Source organism: Streptomyces sp. NBC_00513 (genome assembly GCF_041431415.1).
In the GTDB taxonomy this organism is placed as follows: domain Bacteria; phylum Actinomycetota; class Actinomycetes; order Streptomycetales; family Streptomycetaceae; genus Streptomyces.
This window is the reverse complement of record NZ_CP107845.1, coordinates 748,597-768,432: the sequence shown is the minus strand read 5'-3', so window position 1 is coordinate 768,432 and position 19,836 is coordinate 748,597. Positions and strand designations below refer to the sequence as shown.

Annotated in this window: 18 protein-coding genes and 1 tRNA gene; 5 read left to right on the top strand and 14 right to left on the bottom strand. The window is 71.4% G+C overall.

Annotated features, from left to right (window positions below):
* Positions 1-54: 54 nt before the first annotated feature.
* On the top strand, positions 55-525 hold the full coding sequence (locus OHA84_RS03845; protein WP_053678123.1) for a Dps family protein: 471 nt from the start codon (positions 55-57) through the stop codon (positions 523-525).
* A gap of 100 nt (positions 526-625) precedes the next feature.
* On the opposite strand, the gene OHA84_RS03840 is transcribed toward OHA84_RS03845, so the two are convergent.
* The 6 genes from OHA84_RS03840 to OHA84_RS03815 form a co-directional block, all read right to left on the bottom strand.
* Positions 626-2,053 (bottom strand): DUF2252 domain-containing protein, encoded by a 1,428-nt coding sequence (locus tag OHA84_RS03840; RefSeq protein ID WP_053677987.1) that lies wholly within the window; start codon positions 2,051-2,053, stop codon positions 626-628.
* A gap of 167 nt (positions 2,054-2,220) precedes the next feature.
* Entirely contained in the window at positions 2,221-2,694 is a 474-nt protein-coding gene (locus OHA84_RS03835) for a hypothetical protein (protein WP_053677985.1), read from the bottom strand.
* A gap of 150 nt (positions 2,695-2,844) precedes the next feature.
* Complete coding sequence (locus OHA84_RS03830) at positions 2,845-3,666, bottom strand: YceI family protein (RefSeq protein WP_266973370.1); 822 nt, start codon at positions 3,664-3,666, stop codon at positions 2,845-2,847.
* Between the two features lie 98 nt (positions 3,667-3,764).
* Entirely contained in the window at positions 3,765-6,338 is a 2,574-nt protein-coding gene (locus OHA84_RS03825) for an MFS transporter (RefSeq protein WP_266973372.1), read from the bottom strand.
* 36 nt (positions 6,339-6,374) lie between these two features.
* Positions 6,375-6,836 (bottom strand): MarR family winged helix-turn-helix transcriptional regulator, encoded by a 462-nt coding sequence (locus OHA84_RS03820; protein WP_053675876.1) that lies wholly within the window; start codon positions 6,834-6,836, stop codon positions 6,375-6,377.
* A 348-nt stretch (positions 6,837-7,184) separates the two neighbouring features.
* The gene (locus OHA84_RS03815) at positions 7,185-8,264 is read right to left on the bottom strand and encodes a chitinase (RefSeq protein ID WP_266973375.1); all 1,080 of its coding nucleotides are present in this window, start codon (positions 8,262-8,264) and stop codon (positions 7,185-7,187) included.
* 310 nt (positions 8,265-8,574) lie between these two features.
* On the opposite strand from OHA84_RS03815, the gene OHA84_RS03810 reads away from it, so the two are divergent.
* Complete coding sequence (locus tag OHA84_RS03810; RefSeq protein ID WP_266973377.1) at positions 8,575-9,660, top strand: helix-turn-helix transcriptional regulator; 1,086 nt, start codon at positions 8,575-8,577, stop codon at positions 9,658-9,660.
* Here OHA84_RS03810 and OHA84_RS03805 read toward each other — a convergent pair.
* The 3 genes from OHA84_RS03805 to OHA84_RS03795 are packed head-to-tail and all read right to left on the bottom strand — an operon-like array spanning position 9,651 to position 14,343.
* A complete protein-coding gene (locus OHA84_RS03805; RefSeq protein ID WP_107089093.1) occupies positions 9,651-10,916 on the bottom strand; it encodes an MFS transporter in 1,266 nt (421 codons plus the stop codon). The two genes, OHA84_RS03810 and OHA84_RS03805, sit on opposite strands and share 10 nt — an antisense overlap.
* 47 nt (positions 10,917-10,963) lie before the next feature.
* Positions 10,964-12,964 (bottom strand): PEP/pyruvate-binding domain-containing protein, encoded by a 2,001-nt coding sequence (locus OHA84_RS03800; protein WP_234349880.1) that lies wholly within the window; start codon positions 12,962-12,964, stop codon positions 10,964-10,966.
* Complete coding sequence (locus tag OHA84_RS03795; RefSeq protein WP_266973381.1) at positions 12,961-14,343, bottom strand: acetyl-CoA carboxylase biotin carboxylase subunit family protein; 1,383 nt, start codon at positions 14,341-14,343, stop codon at positions 12,961-12,963. The genes OHA84_RS03800 and OHA84_RS03795 overlap by 4 nt, the downstream gene beginning before the upstream one ends.
* A 566-nt stretch (positions 14,344-14,909) precedes the next feature.
* Between OHA84_RS03795 and OHA84_RS03790 the strand changes: the two genes are divergently transcribed.
* A complete protein-coding gene (locus tag OHA84_RS03790) occupies positions 14,910-15,278 on the top strand; it encodes a hypothetical protein (protein WP_266973382.1) in 369 nt (122 codons plus the stop codon).
* Between the two features lie 110 nt (positions 15,279-15,388).
* Here the strand turns inward: OHA84_RS03790 and OHA84_RS03785 are convergent, their stop codons facing one another.
* Positions 15,389-15,601 carry a hypothetical protein gene (locus OHA84_RS03785; RefSeq protein ID WP_053675888.1) on the bottom strand — a complete coding sequence of 71 codons (213 nt, stop codon included), beginning with the start codon at positions 15,599-15,601 and terminating at the stop codon, positions 15,389-15,391.
* A 268-nt stretch (positions 15,602-15,869) separates the two neighbouring features.
* Here OHA84_RS03785 and OHA84_RS03780 point away from each other — a divergent pair, with 268 nt between their 5' ends.
* On the top strand, positions 15,870-16,304 hold the full coding sequence (locus OHA84_RS03780) for a VOC family protein (RefSeq protein WP_266973384.1): 435 nt from the start codon (positions 15,870-15,872) through the stop codon (positions 16,302-16,304).
* Between the two features lie 123 nt (positions 16,305-16,427).
* Here OHA84_RS03780 and OHA84_RS03775 read toward each other — a convergent pair whose 3' ends face one another.
* The 4 genes from OHA84_RS03775 to OHA84_RS03760 all read right to left on the bottom strand — a co-directional run bounded on the left by OHA84_RS03775 (position 16,428) and on the right by OHA84_RS03760 (position 19,019).
* Complete coding sequence (locus OHA84_RS03775) at positions 16,428-16,673, bottom strand: hypothetical protein (RefSeq protein ID WP_053675891.1); 246 nt, start codon at positions 16,671-16,673, stop codon at positions 16,428-16,430.
* A gap of 286 nt (positions 16,674-16,959) precedes the next feature.
* A tRNA-Gly gene (locus OHA84_RS03770) sits at positions 16,960-17,034 on the bottom strand.
* A 255-nt stretch (positions 17,035-17,289) separates the two neighbouring features.
* A complete protein-coding gene (locus tag OHA84_RS03765; protein ID WP_266973386.1) occupies positions 17,290-17,589 on the bottom strand; it encodes a hypothetical protein in 300 nt (99 codons plus the stop codon).
* The gene (locus OHA84_RS03760; protein WP_266973388.1) at positions 17,589-19,019 is read right to left on the bottom strand and encodes a carotenoid oxygenase family protein; all 1,431 of its coding nucleotides are present in this window, start codon (positions 19,017-19,019) and stop codon (positions 17,589-17,591) included. Before OHA84_RS03760 ends, OHA84_RS03765 begins: the two co-directional genes overlap by 1 nt.
* 209 nt (positions 19,020-19,228) lie before the next feature.
* On the opposite strand from OHA84_RS03760, the gene OHA84_RS03755 reads away from it, so the two are divergent.
* Complete coding sequence (locus tag OHA84_RS03755; protein WP_266973390.1) at positions 19,229-19,825, top strand: hypothetical protein; 597 nt, start codon at positions 19,229-19,231, stop codon at positions 19,823-19,825.
* The last annotated feature ends 11 nt before the right edge of the window (positions 19,826-19,836 follow it).

Here is a 19,836-nt window from a genome sequence, read left to right as displayed (position 1 = left end):
GTCAGCCGAGGCGACTCGGGACGACCACCGACCGCGTTGCGAATGGAGAACCCCGTGTCCGTCGTGAAGAGTGCCCTCCCGGCTGCCGACCTGAAGATCGTCGGCGAAGCCCTGCAAGGCGCGCTGGTGGATCTGGTCGACCTGTCCCTGGTCGCCAAGCAGGTGCACTGGAACGTGGTGGGCCCCCGCTTCCGCTCCGTTCACCTGCAGCTCGACGACGTGGTCGTCTCGGCCCGCACCCACTCCGACGTGGTGGCCGAGCGGGCCTCCGCCCTCGGCGTGACCCCGGACGGACGGGCGTCGACCGTGTCGTCGTCCAGCGGCATCGCCGACGTGAAGGCCGGGTGGATCAAGGACGTCGAGGCGGTGAAGATCCTCGTGGACGGACTGGCCGCGGTGGTCACCCGGATGCGCGAGCGCATCCAGGCCACGGGTGACGCCGATCCGATCACCCAGGACATTCTCATCGGCCTGACCGGCGACCTGGAGAAGCACCACTGGATGTTCCAGGCCGAAAGCGCCTGACGCGGCCGGCGCCATTCCGGTTCGCGGACGAGCCCCGGCCCGGGGACATCCGGGCCGGGGCTCGTCTCGCATCAGACGCATCAGGGGGACGACGGGCCGGTCACGCCGATACGGCCGAGACGCGGCCCGCGGCTATCGCTTCCGTGAGGTGGGCGTAGTCCCGCTCGTTCAGGTCGGCGTAGCTCTCCGCGAAGCGCAGGACCGCACGGTCGAAGACGTCGCGCCGGCCCAGGTACGAGGCGATGGCGATCCGGTCGCCGGAGCGGGCGTGCGCCCTCGCGAGGGTGACTCCGCACAGCTCGGCGAAGACCTTCATGCCGCGCGGCACCATCTGCGACGGGTCCACGATCCCCTTCCAGTCCAGCAACTGACGTACGTAGAAGTCCCGGCGCCGGCCGTCGATGCCGTGGACCTGCTGCCAGCCGAGGAAGATGTCCCCGGCGGCCTGCATCAGCCGCTGCCCGGCGACCACGCGTTCCCCCTGCGTGGCGAACTCGCTCCCACCGGCATGCGCGGCGAGCACCGATTCGCCCGCCTCCTTGGCCTGGAGGATGAGCGGGTCCTCGTCGTCCCGGCCCAACAGCAGCACGACCCAACACCTCATGCCGACACTGCCGACACCGACCACCTTGCGCGCCATGTCCACGACGCGGAACTGCTCCAGGAGGTGCCGCCGGTCGGGCGTGAGGCTGTCGCCGTACTCCCTGACCAGGCCGCGGATCTCGTCTTCGAGCGCGGCGCGTTCCTTGTCCTGGATCAGCTCGGAGACCGGCGTGATCAGTCGTGGAGCGGCGGCGAACCGGCGCTCGCCCCCGACGACCTCGGTGAGTTTCTCGAAGGCCCGCATGCTGTCGCGCCCCCGTGCCTTCGACAGTTCCGCGGAGACGCGCTTGCGACCGCGCGTGTGCAGCGCGCCGGCCGCCACCGTCTGGAGCTGCGCCTCGTCGACCCGCGCGTACCAGACGTCGAGGGTGCGCATGGCGGCGAAGCGGCGCATCTGCTCGCGGTAGGACCGCACCCCGGCCCGTACGATCGCGGCGCACTCGTCGTCGGTGAAGGAGTTCTCCCGCGCGGCGATCACCAGGCTGACGGCCAACCGCTTGACGTCCCACTCCCACGGACCGGGCAGCGTCTCGTCGAAGTCGTTGATGTCGAAGAGCAGGTTCCGCTCCGGGGAGCCCAGCAGGCGGAAGTTCAACAGGTGAGCGTCCCCGCAGAGTTGGACGCGGATACCGGAATCGGGTGTGCGGGCCAGATCGCCCGCCATGATGGCCGCCGCACCGCGGTAGAACCGGAACGGCGACTGCGACATCCGCCCGTAGCGGAGCGGTACGAGTTCCTGCACCCGGGTGGCGGACTGCCGCTCGATCACGTCGATCGGGTCCGTCCGGTCCGCGGACGCGTCGAACTCGCCGTGTGCGGAACGGGGCGTCCGCCGCCGTGCGGCCCGTCCGAGGGCCACGCGGTCCTCGGCCGAGAGCGGCGGTCCGGCGCCGGCCGTCTTCGAGGTCGCCTTACGCTTCGTCATCGCTGTGAACCTCCAGGCCGCCTCTGGGTCGCCGTCTCCCGGTACGGGCGCGGCGCTCCGACATCGGCTCCGCGCCCGTGTGTCCCCGTGTGTCCCCGGTGTCCGCGCGTGGTCCGTCGACTCCGCGCCCGTGCGGCCTTCGCCACCGTGCTCACGCCCGGACCCGCTCAGTAGAAGAGCTTGTACGTGACGTCCTTGGGAATGGGGGAGGGCACGGTGTCGGTGTAGAGGAGCCGGACCGTGGTGAACCGCTGCACCTCGGGGTGGGCGGGCCACGGCTTGGGATTGCTGAAGGTCACGGTCACCGGGTGGGGGTGGAACCGACCGGCCGCACAGTAGGGGCGGCAGTCGTTCACCATGTTGGTGCCGGTCGCCGTGGCGGTCTTCGGGCCCCAGTCCTCCCAGTCGAGTCGTACGAGGCGGCTGTTGCCGTCACCGCACGCCAGCAGGTAGTCCTCGGGCCGCACCTGGGCCTCGTTGGAGCAGTCGAGCACCACGAGGGGTTCCGGTGCGGCGCGCGTCTGCGCGGAAGCGGGCACGGCGCCCGCCACGAGGGCGGCGGCCGCGCACAGCAGGGTGGCCGTCCTGACCCCGGCCCGGGGCGTTGCGGGAGTGAGCCCGCCGTCTCCTGAAGTGACCACAAGACCCTCCTTGACCGGGCCGTCCCGACATCGGTACTGCCGTAGCCCTGATCAGCTTCCCCCATCCGGGCGTACCGCGCACCCGCTGCGCGGCCGGACGCGGGCCCGCCGGGCGAGAGGGGCGCGCTCGGAGACGGCGGGCGTTGCCCGCTACGCCTGCGGCAGCGACTCGCCCTGTACCGCCTGGATGTCCAGCTCCACCTTCAGCGTCGTCCCGATGGCGGCGATGCCCGCCCGCACCACCTGGTTGTAGTTCATCGCGAAGTCCTCGCGGTGGAGGTCCGCGGTGGCGCGGAACGCGGCGCGCGTGCCGCCCCACGGGTCGGCGCCGGTGCCCAGGTAGGCGAGGTCCAGGTCCACGGGCCGTACGACGCCGCGCATGGTCAGCTCGCCGTGCACGGTCCAACGGTCGGACCCGGCGGGCGTCAGGCCCGTCGAGCGGTACGAGAGCTCGGGGTAGGTCTCCACGTCCAGGAAGTCGGGCGACTTCAGGTGGCCGTCGCGCAGGTCGTTGCCCGTGTCGATGGAAGCGGCGCCGATCCTCGCCTCCACACGGGACGCGGACACCGCGTCCGGGGAGATCTCGATCCGGCCGGTGAACTCGGTGAACCGCCCGTGCACGCTGGAGATGCCCAGGTGCTGTGCGACGGCGCCCACGGAGGAGTGCGCCGGGTCGATCGTCCACGGCCCCGGCGGCGGCAGCTCCGTACCTCCCTGACGGGCGAGGACGACCTTGCCGACCTCGGTGCGTCCACCGGCCGTGACGATCGCGCTCGACGCGCTGGGCGCGTAGCCGACCGCGGTGACTATGACGGTGTACGCCCCCGGCGCGAGCGCGGTCGTGTCGCGTACGGCTCCCTCGGCGTCGGCCTCGGCGCGGACCACCTGCGTGCCCGTCATGTCGGTCACCGTGACGACCGCGTGCGACACGGCCCATCCGTCGCGCGTGAGGATCCGTGCGGTCAGTCCCATCCCGTTTTCTCCCTGCCAAGCATGTCGAGATCGTTCGAAAATGGCCGGCCCGCGGGGCGCGCCTCCGCTCGGGGCGCGCCCCGCGGGCCGGGGTCCGGCTACTCGCCCGGGTGGGCCAGCTCGATGTCGTGGTCGTCGACACCGCGCACGCCCACGCTCAGGGCCGTGGCCACCGGCGGGTAGCTCGTCGCGATGACGGTGTACTCGCCGCTGTCCAGGTCGGTGAAGGCGTACGCGCCGTCCGCGCCGGTCCTCGCCGTGTCGACGACGTTGCCCGCCGTGTCGATCAGCGTGACCCGCGCGTCGCCGAGCGGGCCGTGCGGCGCCCGTACGACACCCTGGACCCGTGCGCCGGGGCTGAGCTCGACCTCGACCCGGGTGACGCCGGCGCCGCCGACCTCGACGGGCAGGGCCGCGGGGCGGTGCCCGAGGGCGTTCACCGCGATGGTCACCGAGCCCGGCACCATCTCGACGAAGGAGAACTCTCCCTGCTCGCCGGTGGTCGCGGACGCCAACACGTCACCGCGGACGTCGGTCACGATGACCATCGCGTCCTGGACCGGGTCACCGCTCCCGGCGGCCCGGACGAGACCGCTCAGCCCGCTCGTACCGCTCAGCAGGATGTCGTACGCGACCGGCGCGCCGTTGACCACGATCGTGGACGCCTGCGGCTGGAAGCCGTCGGCCGAGGCGATCAGGACGTACGAGCCCGAGCCGGGCGCGTCCACGGCGTACGAGCCGTCGGCACGCGAGACCGACCGGCCCAGCTGGCGTCCCGCGAGGGAGATCAGCGTCACGGCCGCCCGGGGTACGGGCGCGCTCTCGGAGCCGCGCACGTAACCGCCCACCGGAGTACCACCGTTCACGGGACCGGTCCCTTCGGTCGCCACCGCGGTGACGACGGTCGACTGCTGCGTCGTCCCGGGCTCGGCGTCGTCCGTGCCGGGTCCGGCTTCGGTCGCGGTCTCGTTCCGCGCCGTGCGTTCTACGCCGCCGGTCTCGGCGAGCCGCGACGCCGAGGTCGTCACGGACGCGGGGACCGCGACGTCGTCGCCGCGTCCCGGGCCCGCCTCGACGGGCGAGGCGGCCTGCTCCAGACCGCCCGAGGTCCGCAGCGGGACCTCCTTGATGAAGATCGTGACGAGGAAGGCGATCAGTGCGAGCGGCGCGGCGATCAGGAAGACGTCCGCGATGCCGTGGCCGTACGCGCTCTCCATGACGGTGCGCAGCGGGCCCGGCAGGCTGTCCATGTCCGGGATGCTGCTGCCGGAGCTGGAACCGGCGGCGGCCGCCGCGTACTTCGGGTCGAGGGTGGCGAGCCCGTCCTGGGCGTAGTGGGTGATCCGGTTGGCCATCACCGCGCCGAGCGCGGAGACGCCGATCGCGCCGCCGAGGGAACGGAAGAAGGTCACCGTGGAGCTGGCCGACCCGAGGTCGGACGGCGCCACCTGGTTCTGCGTGCACAGCACGAGGTTCTGCATCATCATTCCGATGCCGAGGCCCAGCAGCGCCATGAAGATCGCGATGTGCCAGTACTCGGTGTCGTAGCGGATCGTGCCGAGCAGGCCCAGACCCGCGGTCACCAGCACGCCACCGCAGAGCAGCCACGCCTTCCACTTGCCGGTCTTGGTGATCACCTGGCCGGAGACGGTGGAGGAGACGAACAGACCGGCGATCATCGGAATCGTCATCACGCCCGACATGGTCGGGGACTTGTCGCGGGCCAGCTGGAAGTACTGGCTGAAGAACACCGTGCCGGTGAACATCGCGACACCGACGAACAGCGAGGCGATCGACGACAGCGCGATGGTGCGGTTGCGGAACAGGCGCAGCGGGATGATCGGTTCGGCGGCCTTGGACTCGACGAGCACGAACAGCAGCCCGAGGGCGATCGATCCGCCGACCATGGCGAACGTCTGCCAGGAGATCCAGTCGTACTTGTCGCCGGCGAACGTGACCCACACCAGCAGCAGCGACACGGCGGCCGAGATGAAGAACGCGCCGCCCCAGTCGACCTTGACCTCGCGCTTGACGACGGGCAGGTGCAGGGTCTTCTGGAGCACGATCAGCGCGATGATCGCGAAGGGCACGCCGACGTAGAAGCACCAGCGCCAGCCGAGCCAGTCGGTGTCGGTGATGACGCCGCCGAGGAGCGGTCCGCCGACGGTGGCGACGGCGAAGGTCGCGCCGAGGTAGCCGCTGTAGCGGCCGCGCTCGCGCGGGGAGATCATCGCGGCCATCACGATCTGCGCGAGGGCGGACAGGCCGCCGACGCCGATGCCCTGGACCACGCGGCAGGCGATGAGCATCCCCGCGTTCTGGGACAGGCCGGCGGCGGCCGATCCCAGCACGTAGATGACCAGGGCTATCTGGACGAGCGCCTTCTTGCTGTACAGGTCGGAGAGCTTGCCCCACAGGGGGGTGGCGGCCGTCATGGAGAGCAGTGCGGCGGTGACGACCCAGGTGTAGGCGGACTGGCCGCCGCCCAGGTCGCCGATGATCTCGGGCAGGGCGTTGGAGACGATCGTCGACGACAGGATCGCGACGAACATGCCGAGCAACAGCCCGGAGAGCGCCTCCATGATCTGCCGGTGCGTCATCGGTGCGCCGTCGTGGCCGCCTCCGTGCTTGGCGTGAGAGCCCCGCACACCGGCTGGTGTGGTCGTTGCCATGGGCTTCCTAACGTTCTTCGTGCGGTGTACGGGTGATCAGTTCGGTCGTGTGCGGTGCACGCCGCCGGAGCGGCAGTCACCGAAGCTCTCGCGCAGCCGGGACATGAGCCGGACGAGCCGGCCCACCTCCTCGTCGGACCAGTCGCTCAACCGGTCGGCGAGCAACTGAGAGGAGCGTCGGGAGAGCTCGTCGAGCTGTTCCCCTCCGGCGGCGGTGAGGTGCAGGATGCGTGAGCGCTTGTCGGCCGGGTCGGGGCGCCGTTCGATCCAGCCCCGGTCCGCGACGTGTGCGACGTGTCGGCTGGTGACGGACATGTCCACGGAGAGCAGCTCGGCGAGCCTGCTCATGCGCATGTCCCCGTGCCGGCCGAGAAGGTGCAGCACGGCGGCGGATCCGGCCGGGCAGTCCTGGGGCAGGATCCGCCCCAGGTCCCTCTTGACGGCGCCGATGGCACTGAGCTCGCGAGCCAATTCCTCGTACTGCGCCCGCTCGGCCATCGCACCTCCTGCATCGTTGCTTCAGGCAACCGTAAAAGTGGTTGGTTGCTCCACGCAAACCGGGAGGGATGTATTGAGCTAAAAAGTTGACAAAGGCAAGCATTGGCGAACGTAAACCCGCAGGTGGGCGGCTTCGAGGCCCGGGGCGGCGGCAGGGGTGACCATTCGGCAGGCAATCTGATGATCACGCTGCGCAGTCGCGAGGTTTCCGTGCCGCTCCGCCGCGGCGGCGACGGTCGCGGTGTTGCCCCCGCAAAGAGGGCGACGCCCGACCGGGGCGCGTGCGGCGCCTCGGTCGAGCGTCGTCCCCGGGCGGGGCCCGGGTGGCCGGGTGGGGCCGGTCGTCGGTCAGCGGCCCTGGATCGCCTTGACGTTGTTTCCGAAGGTCCAGTTCCTGGCGCCGTCCCAGTTCACGGACCAGGTCATCAGGCCCTTGAGGCCGTTCCCGTACTTGTTCCAGGCCTGCGCCACCAGGGTCGGGGTCATGTGACCGCCGCCCGCGCCCGGCTGGGCCGGGAGTCCGGGGACCTGCTTGTCGTACGGGACCTTGATGGTGGTGCCCTGGATGACGAGACCCTTGTTCAGGCAGCCGGTCTGCGCCGTGAAGCCCTGCACGGTGCCCGCGGAGTAGGAATCGCCCGAGCAGCCGTACATGCTGCCGTTGTAGTACTGCATGTTCAGCCACCACAGGCGGCCGTTGTCCGCGTACTTCTTCACGATGGGGAGGTAGGCGCCCCAGATCGAGCCGTACGCCACGCTGCCGCCGGTGACGTAGGCCGTCTCGGGTGCCATCGTGAGGCCGAAGTTCGAGGGCATTCGGGCGAGCACGCCGTCGATGATGCGGATGAGGTTGGCCTGCGAGGCCGACAGCGTGGTGATGCTTCCGCTGCCGACGAGGCCGGTCTCGATGTCGATGTCGATGCCGTCGAAGTTGTACTTCTGCAGGATCGGCACGACCGTCGCGACGAACCGGTCGGCGACTGCGGCGGAGCTGAGGTCGATGCCCGCCGCCGCGCCGCCGATGGACATCAGGATGGTCTGGCCGGAGGCCTTGGCCTGGCACATCTCGGTCGGCGTGGCCACCTTCACCGTGGAGTCCATCCCGTCCTCCCACAGGACGGTGCCGTCCGAGCGGATGACCGGGAACGCGGCGTTGATCACGTTGTAGCCGTGACTCCGGATGCGGCTGTCGGTGATCGGGATCCAACCGAGCGGCGGGTGCACGCCGTTGGCGGCCCCGTCCCAGTTCTCCCAGTAGCCCTGTAGGACCTTTCCCGCGGGCCTCGACTTGACGGCGCAGGTGTCGGCCCGCGGGGCCGGGTCCGAGGTGGAGGCCGAGGTGGAGGCCGGGGTGGCCGCGATCAGGCTCGGTAAGGCGAGGGCGGTGGCCAGGCCGGCCAACAACAGGCGTGTACCGCGAGAGAGCATGGTGAGGTGCCTCCTGGACTGTGGGGAACCCGGGGAGGTGCGTGGGGTGGTGGACCAGACGGTAGGGAGGTCCCGACCGACGGTCAATAGGTCTGGACCAAGTCCCGTGTCGGGGCGGGGGTGTTCGGGAAGGGCGGGAACAGGACATTCCGATTGCCGTGCCCGCAACTTCGCTCAAAACCGGTTAAGTTGACCTCCCGTCCGGAGCGTCATCGACGCGCGACACACCGTGCGCACGCACGCCCGACGGGAGCGACCCCGTCCCGGGGAGGGCGAGTCGCGAGCGGAGACCCGAGAGACAGAAACAGGCATGTACGCGAAGAACGAGCACGGGCAGGTACGGCCGGCGGCCGGCGGGGGCGGGGAGCCGGCACGAGGAGGGGAGTCCGCGCGGGGCGCGGGCGGCGACCGGGACGTTCCCGAAGCCGCGCGATGGTTCGAGGCCCTCGCCGCGTACGCCCCCGCGCCCGCCTTCATCCGCGACGGACAGGGCCGGTACCTGTGGGTGAACGCCGCCTACGCCCACCTCTACCGCATGGAGTCGCACGCCGTGGTCGGCCGGACCGTGGAGGAGATCGACGCCCCCGACGACGCCGCCATGTTCCGGGCCCTGGACCGCGAGGTGCTGTCGTCCCGCCGGCCGGTCCGCCACACCCTCGTCTTCCGGCACCCCGACGGGACACCCCGCCAGGTCACCGGGCACCGATTCGTCCTGGACCACGGCCGGGGCCTGCGCGTGGGCGGGATCTACACCGACGTCACCGACCAGGCAAGGGCGCTGGAGGACAAGGCCGTCGCCGCCGAGGAACTCCACGCCCTGTGGGAGCGCTCGGGGTTGGCCATCGTGACCCTGGACCTGCGGGGCCGGATACAGCGGGTCAGCGGGGGAGTCGCGGAACTGCTCGGGGGCGACCGCGCCTCCCTGGAGGGCACCCGCGCCCTCGGACACCTGCGCGGTGACGCCCGGACGGTGCGGCGCGCGTGGGTGGACCTGGTCGCCGGAAAGGCGTCCCGGCGCACGTGTTCCGTGGTCTGCGCCACGGCCTCGGGCGAGAGCAAGGTCCTGCGGGCCGATCTCGCGGTGGTCAGACGCCAGGGTGCTCCCGACCGGGTCTCTGCCGTACTGACCTCGCTGAGCGTCGGGTTCGACGCGCCCGCCCGGGTGAGCCCCGTGCAACTGCGGGTCCTCGCCCTGATGGCGGCCGGCCGGTCCAACGGAGCCATCGCCACCGACCTGGGACTCTCCCGCCAGGCGCTGGACTACCACCTGCGCCGACTGCGCGGAGCACTTGACGCGGAATCACGCCCCGCCCTGGTGGCCCGCGCCTACACCCTCGGCATCCTCGACACGGGGGTGTGGCCCCCGCGCGCCACCGTCCCGCCCTGTCAGGGCTGACCGACGGCCTGCCGCACCCCGTCACGACGCAGCCGCCGCAGGACGACGCCCACGACGAGCAGCAGCAGGCAGGTGCCCACCGCCGCGTGCACGAGGAGCGCGTCCAGGCGGTCCGCCGCCAGGTAGGCGCCGACGGCCAGCGCCACCAGCGCGCACACGCCGCGGTCGATGATGGACTCCACCGACAGCAGGGTCGCCCGGTACGGGGTCGGCGGGATGGCCGCGTTGATCAGGTTGCGTTGCACCGGGTACGCCAGGCCCGCCGCGGCGGCGAACACGCACAGCCACACGATCGTGCCCAGCGCCCCCGACAGGGTGGTGGCCGCGAGAGTGAGCGCCATGACCACGCTCAGCACGGTCACCACCGAGGTGTCGGAGAGCCTGCCGCGCAACCAGCCGGTCCGGGCCGATCCGACGGCCTCCGCGACCGTCATCGCCGACAGCACCGCACCGTGATCGGCGACGGGGAGGTCCTTCTCCAGCAGCAGCGGTTGGAAGAGGTTGACCTGGCAGATGCGCGCGAGCGTGAAGATGGCCACGCCCTGCACCATCAGCGGTCCGAGCGACCGCGAGGTCCCGAGCACCTTCAGGGCCTGGCGGGCCGAGTCGAGGAGCCCGACGCGTTCCGCCGGCGGCCGCGTTCCACCGTGTCGTTCCGCGATGGCGGGGAGCGCCGCGGCGCAGGCCAGCGAGCCGAGCGTGGAGAGCGCGGTCAGCACGTACGGGGCCTCGTGCCAGACGTGCATCAGGACGCCGACCAGTGGCCAGCAGGCGATCTTCGCCCACAGGCCGAGCGCCCGGGCGGTCCCCTCGGCCTGGACGTAGTGCTCTCCCGCACCGTGCTCGTGCAGGTACTCGTACAGGTACGCGCTGGACGCCCCGGACACCAGGGAGCGGGCGGCGGCGATGGCCAGGAAGTGCGCCATGAAGCCCACGAACGAGGGCCAGGCGACCGGGACCAGGTTCGCCGCCGTCATCACCGCCGCCCCGAGCTGCATGCAACGGCGCTGTCCGATGCGGTCGGCGATGAAGCCGGTGGGTATCTCCAGCAGGCAGAACGCCACGTAGTAGACGCTCTGGATGCCGAAGATCTGGCTGTCCGAGAGACCCGCCTGCTTCTGGTACTGGTAGAAGACCGGCATCCACCACAGCAGGTTGAACAGGAGCTGGAAGCCGTTGTTCAGGCGGATCACACGGAGCACCGCGGCGGGCGGGCGGACGCGGCGTTTCACGCGCGCACGCAGGGAGAGGGGCATGGGAGTGACCTTCGGAAGGGGCGGAACGCGGGGGAGTGCGGGCGGATTCAGGCGCTGTAGGGCCTGAGTTGGAGGATGTGGAGCGCGCCTCCCGGCCCGAGCAGCCATTCGACGTCGAGCGGTCCGGCGAAGGTGTAGTCCGCGGCGAAATGGGACTGGAGCAGGCGGCCCGCGAGCGCCAACCGGCCCAGATGGGCCTGCGTCTCCAGGTCCAGGTCCTGCTCGGCCGCCCCGAGCGAGAGCGTGCGACCGCCGCCCTCGACGGTGTTGTACAGGTACTGCAGGGGCATCGTCCGGCCGTCGACCACGTCGGCCGTGGAACCGTGCGCACAGTTGAGGTAGACGTTCCGGAAGTCGGCCCGGTTGGTCGGATTGCAGGTCACCATGACGCCTCCGAGCGGGGACGGCTCGTAGCGCTGGACGATCACCCCCATGTAGGTGTCGTCCAGCGAGATGCCGGCCTGATGGCGCAGCCGCACGCTGCGCGGGGACAGCAGCGAGGCCCACACCTGACGGATCGCGTCCAACAGCCCCGGCAGATCGGTGACCTTGGTGTGGGACTCGTAGATGCCGGCGGCGGAGAAGCCCGGCAGGTCCTCGGCGTTCGACGAGGACCGCACGGCGAAGCGACTCGTGCCCGCCAGGTGCTCGACCAACCGGGCGTCCAGGGCGCGCACCAGGTCCTCGGGCACGGGGAGGGTGCGCACCAGGTGCTGCAATTGGACGCAGACCGTGTCCACGGCGTCCATGGCGTTCAGCTCCAGGGCCATCTTCAGCTTGCCGATGCTCTGCTGCACGGCGGGCGAGGAGTCCAGGAAGCGTTGTTGGACGGAGAACGGCACGGCGATCCCCGCCGGTGCCTGGACGTGCCGGGCCAGGAACTCCCCGGCGTACTGGGCGAGATCGCCGTCGACGGGCATCCGCAGCCGGGCAGCGAGGTGACCGAGCAGATCGGCTCGGGGCGGGCGCGGCACGGAGTAGTAGCCGGTCAGTCGGCCGGAGCCGTGACGCAGTACGTGGTGCAGCTCGCCCAGGTTGGCCGCCTTCGTGCCGTACCGGTTCCGGTCGCGGGCACGCAACGCGGAGAGCGGCACGAGCGGTACGTCCGTCACGTGCGGGGCGTCGAGCCGGACCCGCTGCGTGTGCCAGGTCGGTTCCGCGAGGTCCGCCGGCTCCTCGGCGCGTTCGACGACGAAGTTCTCGGCGGTGACCTCGTAGCGGACCCAGGCGCCGTCCAGCTTCTCGTCGGCGATCGTGTCGAGGATGCCGCGGACGATGGCGTTGGGGATGCCCCAGCCGGCCGCCAGCATGTTGGTGTGCGACAGCGGGGTGGTGGGCAGGGCGTTGAGCAGCCCCGCGAGGCGCGGGATGTCGTCGGGGACGACCGGCATGGCAACGATGTCGTACCAGGTCAGGTCCGCGCGCGCGGCCCGGTACTCCTCGCCGGAGGCGAAGGCGCGCAGCCGGCCGGTCGCCGAGGCGAGCGTCAACGGCACGAAGGGCGCGGTCGCGAACAACGCGTGACCCCGGGCACGGGGCACCACGGTCTCGGGCACCGCCGCGAGGGCGTTCTCCTGCCCGTGGTTGGCCGGCTTGACCAGCAGTTCCAGCGCGGGATCCAGGTGGGCCCGCACGAAGGCGTGGAACTCGATCAGCAGGTCCGCTCCCATCGTGTCGGCCTCGGTGGTCTCCAGGACCATGAACGGCTCGTCCTGCTCCGGGCCTCCCCGGGAGTGCAGGGACAGCACGCCGAGCAGGAACCGTCGCTCGGGATCCTGGTACACGTCGTGGTTGAACCGGTCGAGCCGGGCGTCGAGTTCTTCCAGGGTCAGTCCCACGACCTCGGTGGCGATGTAGTTGACGTGGAAGGAGTGCACGGCGCTGTCCAGGACGTGCCAGAGGCCCTGCTCCCGGTCGACGACGACCTTCACGTACGGGTGCCCGCCCAGCACCCCGGCCAACTGCTCGAACAGGGGCAGGGTGAGCAGGGTGTCCACTGCGGCGCCCCGGGGGGACGGTACGGGTGTGGTGGTGCCGGCGTTCGTCATGCGGTGCTCCCGGGCGTCGGGCGGTCGGCGGACGGGGCGCCGAGGGCTTGCGGCAGCGCCGCGAGGATCCGGCCGCAGTCGGCCAGCAGTTCCGGCCCGGACTCGGCGGTGAGGAAGCACAGCGCCGCCATGGAGTTGGCGCCCCCCGCCTCCTCGTACACCGGCACCCGGCTGCCCGGCGGGAGGCTGTGCTCCCGCACCAACTCGACGCGGGAACCGGGCGCGAGCAGGGCGGGCCAGTCGACCGCCTCGAAGTCCCAGGTCGGGAGCTCGCTCCAGGGCCGGCCCTCGGGATCCACGGCGAGGACGACGAGCGACCCGGCCGCCCCTTCGCCCTCCGTCAGCATCCGCCGCGGGTAGTCGACGTCCCGGCCGAGCAACTCGCGGACCAGCATGCCGATCATGTCGAGGCCGAAGACGGTCTCCACCTGCCGTGTGGTCATCACCCCACCGAACCGGGCCGCCGTCTCGATCAGCCACATGGCACCGTCCGCACCGAGTTTGATCTCGGTGTGGGTGGCACAGGTGTCGAGCCCGAGCGCGTCGACGGCGGCGCGGGACACCTCCTCGATCCGGCGCTGAAGGGCTTCCGGGAGAGCCGCCGGAGCCAGGCTCGCGCGCTCGGTGAAGGGCGCGATGGTGGGCATCCGGCCGGTGATGCACAGCGGGTGGTACCGGCCGCCGGCGACGATCCCCTCCACGCTCGCGTAGTCGCCCCAACCGGCCTCGTCGAACCAGTCGGAGGCCTCACCGATCACGATCTCCTCCAGCAGGAAATCGCTGACGCCCTCGTCCGCGGCGTGCAGTTCCGCGTATCCCTGGGCAGACGAGGCCTCCATGACGGAACGACCGGTCTTCCACGCCTCCTCGGCCTGCTCCTCGTTCCACACGGTGAGGTGGGCCGTGGAGCCCGCGCTCCAGGCGGCCTTCAGCAGCAGCGGCGGCGTCAGTTCCTCGAAGGCGGTCGCGATGTCCTCCGGCGTGTGGACCTCCGTGAACCCCGGTACGGGCACCCCGGCATCACGCCAGATCCGGCGCATCAGGCGCTTGTCCCGGGCCCCCGCGACCCGTTCGCCGGCGCCGCGCAGCCCGAGCCGCAGACTGGCGTGGGCCACGGCCACCACCGCGTACTCCGACAGCGTCAGCACCGCTGCGGCGCCGACGCGGCGCGCGTGGGAACAGATCAGATCGACCAGTTCCACCCCCTCGCGGGGCTGCACCGAGGTGATGGACGCGCATGCGGGCAGCCATACGGACTCGGTGGTTCGAGGCAGTGGTGCGAGCGCCAGGACATGGACGTCGGCGTGAGCCGCGATTCTCGGTATCGCGTACTCCAGCGGAGGGCCGCCCTTGGCATAGACGAAGAGGATCGGGGACATGGTGCTCCCGGGGTCGAGGGGTACGCCGCGTGGCGCTGCGGCGGCGTCGGGGGACGATCCGTACGGGGTGACACGGTGTACGGACCAGGGGCAACTAGAGCACGACGGGGAACGGCGGACGCACGTCTGTACCCCTACTCGGTTAGGCGTTCGCCAAACAACCGCACGCGCCAAGTGGGCGTGGAATGAAGGTGTTTCAGCCACCTGTACGGAGCCCGAGACGATCACGGGCCCTCGATGCCGACCGGGTGGTCCCGGGCCCGGGAGCGGGGTCCGCGGCGAGTGGCTCCATGCCGGGAGGGCCGGTAAAAGGAGGCCGGTATGTGGGGGTGGGGTGGTGGGCGTGATACTCGACCGGTGGACTCGATCCATCGCGGTACGACGGGCCCAGGGAGCCTCGCGGAGGCCGCCGTGCGGACCGGCGACGTGCGAAGGAGCGCTGAAAGAGGGACGCATCCCAACGGTCACTGCGCGACGTCGTCCTCGGACCGGGGCGGGAGACGCTGCGGCGGCTGCGTTCCGGTACGTCCCCCACACGGGGCGAGGCGGCCCCCGCGCGGGAGCGGGTGGCCGCCGATCCGGTGCTGCGCGCGGGCGTGTTGTACGCGGCGCGGCACGACCCCCGCGCGGAGGACCTGCCGTTGCTGCGCTTCCTGCTGGAGTGCGAGTGCGAGTGCGAGTGCGGGCCGGGAGCGGAACGGTTCGAGGAGCGCTGGTTGGCCGCGGCGCTGGTCGCGGCCCACGGGCGGGAAGAGGACGTGGCGCTCCTTCGGATGGCCACCTCCGGTCAGGTCACCGACAGCGCCGGAGCCGTGGAGTGGGCCCGGGCCCGGCAGGAGAGCGACGCGGAGGCCGAGAGGCACTTGTGGGTGTTCCTGACCCACCTGGAGGACGTGTCGGGCGAGGAACTGGAACGCAGGCTCGCCGAGGCGTGAGGCGTGAGGCGTGAGGCGTGTCGTGTGGTGCGTGGTGTGAGGGAGGTGGAGGGTGCGCGGGCGGGTGCGTCGCCGGGTCCCGGGCGGTCGCCGCGCGCACCCGGGAACGTTCAGTCGCGCCGGCGCAGGACGTGTTCCGCGTAGGGCAGGTCGTGGACGTCGGCGGCGGATCCGGTCAGCGGGAACATGGGGGTGTAGGTGCACCGGCCGGGATAGGCGTGGTCGACTTCCCACTGCGCCGCCGTCGTTCCCTCGCCGGACTCCCGCGTGCAGACCGTGTACAAGGGGTGCGAGCAGCCCTGGCAGGCGGGCGGGCCGTTCACGCTCGGGTCCGAGGGGCGTTGCCGCGGCCTCGCGTGGGCGGGTGAGGGCGCCAGGAACGGGACGGCGGGGCGCCGGGGGCGGAGGTCGCCGGGTCGGACGTGGTGATCATGACGGAAGAACGATTCTGCGAGGGCGGGGGACACGCCTCGTCGCCGCGGAATCTGACCTTCCGGGGTGTGCCGGCGGCCCGTTGTCCCGCGTGGATCCCGTCGCACGGGCTCGTGTTCCCTCCCCGGTGTCGCCTCGGGGCCGTGCTAGCTTCCGTTCATGGAACAGCGTGTCAGTCTCATCACCTTGGGCGTCACGGACCTCGGTCGCGCCCGGGCGTTCTACGAGAGCCTGGGGTGGCGGGGCCAAGAGGTCGAGGAGACCGTCTTCTTCCAGGCCGGCGGCCTCGGATTCGTGCTCTGGGGTCGCGAGGAACTCGCGCGTGACAGCGGCCTCGCCGACGGCCCGGGAACCGGATTCGGCGGTATCACCCTGGCCCACAACGTGCGTTCCCCGCAGGAGGTGGAGGCGCTGATCTCGGCGGCGCGAGAGGCGGGCGCCACTGTCACCAAACCGGCCGCGGCGACGTTCTACGGGGGTTACGCGGGATACTTCACCGATCCCGACGGGCATCCGTGGGAGATCGCCCACAATCCGGGCTTCCCGTTGGCCGAGGACGGCTCGGTGACCATCCCCGACTTCGGTTCCCTGTAGCGCCGGCCGCCGTATCACCGGCTGTCGTGGCACCGGCCGTCGTGGCACCGGCCGCTTTGGCGCCGGTCCCCGTGGCGCCGATCGGGCCGGCCTCGACCATCGCCACCGGCCCGGCCCGCCCCCTCAGTTGGTGGTGACGGTGACGATGGCGGCGATGACCGTGAGCGTGGAGAGGGCGAGCATGCCGTGACGCACCAGCCCCGTCGCACTGTTGTCGATGGGGGACCGGCCCGTGGCCGGGGAGGGAGGCGTCGGTACCGCGGGTTGGGTTTGGTGCCGGCACGCACAGGTGTCCTGGTGGGTCAACGCGTCGCGCCAGAGTTCGCCGTCGAGGGGTGCCCGCGAGAACGCGGCCGGTTCGGACTTCATACGCGTTTCAACCGTCAGGCGTCCGGGTGGTCACGCGCGTTGGTCAATCCGCCACTGGTCGCCACCTTCCGCCAGGGGCGGGGGCGCGTTGCGTTGCCGCGCGCGCCGGGGGCGCGGAGGGCGAGGGGTGCCCTGGTGTGGCCGAACGGGAGAGTGGGGCGGGTGTGATCCGGTACGGATGCGGTGCTACCGATGTCCCCTGGCGAGATGTCCCATGATCAGATTCGCGCATTGCGTCAAGAACATCGTCCGGCCGGGCGCGAGCCACTGAGTGGCGGGGGTGAAGTGGAGCGGATGGCAGGGATCGCACACTGCGTTTTCCCCCTGGAAGGGGGACGTTCTACTACTGAACTACATCCGCACGCATGAGGAGGTTCGGTCCGTGGCCGATCCCCTTCAAGGTGATCACCATCCTAGACGACAATCAGGGTGGGTTGGCAACTCGGCGCGCGGTGCGGGGCGGTCGGTGACCGGCGAGGCCTCCGAGGCGGAACCGCAGGGTTTCTGGTGGGGCGTCGGGGAATCGCGGACGAGACGCCGGGGCAGTGACCCCGGCCTCCGAAGGCCACGGCCGGTCCGACACGGCCGGTCCGACACGGCCGGTCCGACGGGAACGCTACGCGGCGGACCCCTCGTTGCGGTTGGCGAAGGGGCGGGCCGCGTGGACCGCAATGAACTCGGCGATCAGGGAGGCCTCGGCGATGCCCGGACTCTCGTCAGGTGTGGACCGCCACGCGACGAGCAGGTCGGCCGAGTCGCGCAGTTGCCAGATGTGGCGGCCGCCCCAATGGCCCACCGGGAAGCCCGCGCCGTCGCGCCGGTACTCGTCGAGCCTCTTGCGGAGCCCGCGCCGGCCGTCCTTGCCCGCCGAGGCCTTGCCCACGTACAGGATCGTGGCGCCGTGCCCAGGCATCATTATTCCTCGGTGGGCAACCAGGCCCCGTGGAGGCCCAGCGGCACGCGGACCGGGATGCGGATCCGCGCGCAGGGGCCCTGCGCGGGGTCGTGCGCGGGGATGACGAGAAGCAGGCTGGTGCCGTCGGTGCGGTCGGTGGCGAAGGTCAGCCAGTAACCGTGTCCGTCGTCGCTGCTGCCGGGCGTCGGCGCGTAGACGGGCTCGCCGACCGAGAGGTCTCCCGCGTCCCAGTTCCGTGCGCCGAGGCCCGTGCCGTCGGCGGTGTACCACCGCAGGGCGTCGTACTCCCCGGGAAGCAGTCGGTCGGTGCGTCCGCTGACGGACGCGACGGCGATCGTGCGGTGGGGTCGGGTGAGCAGGCGGTCGTCGACGCGGGGGAACTCGACGGAGGCGTCGTCGAGCTGTGTGCGTCGTACGGTTCCCGCCACGGGGTCGATGACGGCCCGGGTCAGACCGCGGTGCGCGGTGGCGCCCTGCGCGGGGTCCTGGCCGAGGGAGATCGCGGGCCACTGGACGTAGTCGAGGACGATGCCGTCGTCGGTCGGATCCTCGTAGGCGTTCACGGTGTGCCAGACCCAGAACGCCTCGTCGCTCGCCCAGCGCACCGGGCCCCCGTCGCGCGGGACGAGTGCGATGCGGGTGCCCTGTTCGGGACGCCAGGCCAGGAACGAGCCGCCCCGCATGGCGCCCGCGATGTCGAAGAACGCGGGCGCCAGGATGAGGACGAGATGGCGGGAGGTGAGGGCCATGTCGTGGATCATCAGCGGCTCGTCCACCCCGTCGATCGGGGTCGGGCCGCGCCCCACGGTCCCGTCCGGGTTGATGACGGACCAGGTCAGGTAGGGAGGTTCGAGCGCGTAGCAGAAGACGACCATTTCCCCCGTGGCCGGGTCGATCTTGGGGTGGGCGGTGATGCCGGCCGGGAGTCGCCCGTCGAACGTCTCCTTGCCGAGCGTCTGCAGGTCGGGGCCCATGCGGAAGGGGCAGTCGGACTCGGCCAGGGCGAGGAGGCGCCCCGCGTGCCGGACGACATTGATGTCGGGGAGGTTCTTGAAGGTGTGGGCGAGGTCGGGGCCGACGACGTCCGGACCGGGCGTGATCATGGATTCCAGCCCGCCCCACAGGGCGTGGCCCACCTTTTCCTCCGCGAGGATCGCGGGGGTGCGTACGAAGCGGTTGCCGTAGCGGGCGCGACCCCCCGAGAGCCACACGCCGTGCAGCATCCCGTCGCCGTCGATGGGGTACAGGTAGGACCCGATCGGGGTGAAGCGGGGGTTGGGGCCGTTGCGCAGGTAGAGGCCGTCGAGATCCTCGGGCAGCTCCCCGACGACGTCGAGGTCGACGACGTCCACCTCCTCGGTGACGGGGGCGAACCGTCCGTTGAGGTGGGCCGTACGGGTGGGGTCGAAGGCCGTGGCGTGGGTGGTCATGGGGACCTCCAGGGGGCGGAAGGCGTGCGGCTGCCCTCCAAGCCAGTCAACCGCCGCGAGTGGTGCACTGCCACTTCCGGGGGCGGCCGGCCACGGGCCGTGTCGGCGCCGGTGGCGGCACGGGCCGGCGGGCAGGGGTACGTGCCGCGAGGGCCGGGTAGGTCAAGGCTGCGACGCGCGGGGGCCGTCGGGTGGGGCGGGGGGCACGGATGGTGGGGAAAGCGCTGTGGGTGGGCGGTCGGGTCCTTTCGGCGGCGGTCGCGGCCGCGGCGGCCTACGGGTCCGCGTGGGCCGTGTGGGCGGGAAGCGGCGGCTGGTCCGCGGTCCTGATCCTCGCCTGCGCGATGGTCGCCCAGTGGGCGGGTGTGGCCTGGTTGGCCAGGCGCGGCGCCATGATCGCGGTGGCGGCCCTGCTGGTCATGAACGTGGCGTGGCTCGCCCTGACCTGGATCCGGACCGACATGCGCGAGGAACAGACGATGCACGACCGGGGCGTGACCACGCGGGCCGTGGTGACCGGGTGGATCCGTACGTCCGACCCGTTCGGCGGCGTCGACGACGCGGTCACGTCCATCGATGTACGGCTCCCGGACGACGGCGGGGTGCGGCGCCTGCAACTGATGGGGGCCGGGGCGCCGGACGTGGGCGAGTCCGTGGAGGTGACCCGCGATCCGGGCGACCGGGTACCGATCCGCCTCGGCCCGCGCCCGGACGCGCCGGGCGGCGTCCTGGCCACGATCGCGCTGATCGTCTTGATCGGAAGCAGCCTGGTCTGCTCCGTCGCGGCCTTCGCCGCCCTCTCATGAGGCCGCCCCCC

Bases quoted from the DNA above. Each gene is read 5' to 3' on its own strand.
- OHA84_RS03760 (WP_266973388.1), bottom strand. From the start codon at position 19,019: ATGACCACCCACGCCACGGCCTTCGACCCCACCCGTACGGCCCACCTC.
- OHA84_RS03775 (WP_053675891.1), bottom strand. From the start codon at position 16,673: ATGAAGTCCGAACCGGCCGCGTTCTCGCGGGCACCCCTCGACGGCGAA.
- OHA84_RS03765 (WP_266973386.1), bottom strand. From the start codon at position 17,589: ATGATGCCTGGGCACGGCGCCACGATCCTGTACGTGGGCAAGGCCTCG.
- OHA84_RS03815 (WP_266973375.1), bottom strand. From the start codon at position 8,264: ATGCTCTCTCGCGGTACACGCCTGTTGTTGGCCGGCCTGGCCACCGCC.
- OHA84_RS03805 (WP_107089093.1), bottom strand. From the start codon at position 10,916: ATGCCCCTCTCCCTGCGTGCGCGCGTGAAACGCCGCGTCCGCCCGCCC.
- OHA84_RS03825 (WP_266973372.1), bottom strand. From the start codon at position 6,338: ATGGCAACGACCACACCAGCCGGTGTGCGGGGCTCTCACGCCAAGCAC.
- OHA84_RS03755 (WP_266973390.1), top strand. From the start codon at position 19,229: ATGGTGGGGAAAGCGCTGTGGGTGGGCGGTCGGGTCCTTTCGGCGGCG.
- OHA84_RS03820 (WP_053675876.1), bottom strand. From the start codon at position 6,836: ATGGCCGAGCGGGCGCAGTACGAGGAATTGGCTCGCGAGCTCAGTGCC.
- OHA84_RS03780 (WP_266973384.1), top strand. From the start codon at position 15,870: ATGGAACAGCGTGTCAGTCTCATCACCTTGGGCGTCACGGACCTCGGT.
- OHA84_RS03840 (WP_053677987.1), bottom strand. From the start codon at position 2,053: ATGACGAAGCGTAAGGCGACCTCGAAGACGGCCGGCGCCGGACCGCCG.
- OHA84_RS03810 (WP_266973377.1), top strand. From the start codon at position 8,575: ATGTACGCGAAGAACGAGCACGGGCAGGTACGGCCGGCGGCCGGCGGG.
- OHA84_RS03830 (WP_266973370.1), bottom strand. From the start codon at position 3,666: ATGGGACTGACCGCACGGATCCTCACGCGCGACGGATGGGCCGTGTCG.
- OHA84_RS03795 (WP_266973381.1), bottom strand. From the start codon at position 14,343: ATGTCCCCGATCCTCTTCGTCTATGCCAAGGGCGGCCCTCCGCTGGAG.
- OHA84_RS03800 (WP_234349880.1), bottom strand. From the start codon at position 12,964: ATGACGAACGCCGGCACCACCACACCCGTACCGTCCCCCCGGGGCGCC.